Origin of the sequence: Pseudomonas sp. SMV71 (assembly GCF_052042015.1) — a bacterium.
GTDB lineage: Bacteria > Pseudomonadota > Gammaproteobacteria > Pseudomonadales > Pseudomonadaceae > Aquipseudomonas.
In genome coordinates this window covers 1-1,241 of sequence record NZ_JBKGGU010000053.1, presented here as the reverse complement: position 1 = coordinate 1,241, position 1,241 = coordinate 1, and the positions used below count along the sequence as shown (strand labels likewise).

The 1,241-nt window shown below is 54.1% G+C and carries 1 protein-coding gene; it reads right to left on the bottom strand.

All coding sequences use genetic code 11. The features are described from left to right. The coding region (locus ACLEJQ_RS25715; protein WP_440799910.1) for an integrase core domain-containing protein at positions 1 to 1,157 on the bottom strand (1,157 nt) is incomplete at its 3' end. Between the last annotated feature and the right edge of the window lie 84 nt (positions 1,158 to 1,241).

Below are 1,241 nucleotides of genomic sequence, written 5' to 3'. Positions count from 1 at the left end.
AGTGTCACGTAGCCATCACTGGCATCTCTTACATCAACCCGTCCGAGGATGATTGGACCGAAGATAACATCCCAGATCCCGTCCTCTACTTGTTCCAGTCCAATGGTCTGATGCTTGAGCACATAACCAACGTAGACCCTTAGACCACGGCAATTGACGATGCCCGAGCAGTCCGCTTGGAGGCTATCGATATGGCTCGGGTAGGTCATCTCGGGAAGCTTCTCAGGGTATTGGCGGGGCGAAGGCTTATAGCAGGACGCGGGTGTCTTTTGCTCCAGAGCTTCATGCAAACGCTCGTAATTATAATGTTGCCTGAAACGATCAAAGTGCCGTTGTTGAGCCTCCCACGCTACCGTTGGTGGTGATGGAAGAGTGCTTTTCAACGTTCGATGCATACGTTCATGCCGACCATTTTGCTCCGGCCTTCCGGGGGCGATCCGCTCAGGAATGATCCCTAGACGCAACCACCAGATGGATAACTGGGAAAGGCCCGCACGCCCCTTGCTCGCAAACGGAACACCATTGTCGGTACGAATGCGCTCCGGTAGACCATGCTCACGAAACACCTGAGTAAACACCGCCTGGGTTTCCTGGAAGTTGGTATTAGCCATGCTGTGGCAAGCGAGCAAGAAGCGACTGGCATGGTCCATGATCGTCAATGGATAGCACCAGACGCCCGCACCTGTCAGGAATTGGCCTTTGTAATCGGCGCTGAATAGCTGGTTGGGAGCATCTGCTTTCTGCAGTGGTTTGGGATAAACCGCCACCCGTTGACGCAATCGGCGTGGTTTGACCAGCTCAGCTTTCTTTAGGATGTTGTAGATCGATGTCTTTGATGGCGGCGCCTGGTCAGGGAAACGCTCGAGCAAAGCCGCCTGAATTTTCTTGGGACCAGGCTCTGTTTCACCCCGACCGCGCAATTCAATGATCGCCTCACGGACAGCCAGGGGCACTACCCATTCCTGGGTAAGCCGACGACGGCTATGTTCTTCCAGTCCGGCGGGCCCTTCCTTCTCATACCGCTCGACCCATTTATAGCCAGTCTTGCGACTGATGTCGTAGGCCTGGCAAAGCGCACTGAAGCTGGGCGGGCCTTTGATGTAGTCCGCGATGAATAGCAGTTTCAGGTCCATAGGTTTCAGCTCTCGCCATGGCATGGTCAGATCCTCGAAAACCGACCCTGCCAGTTAAAAACTGTTACCTATGTGTGTGAACTGATTTGTAACCCATGTGGGTGAGTC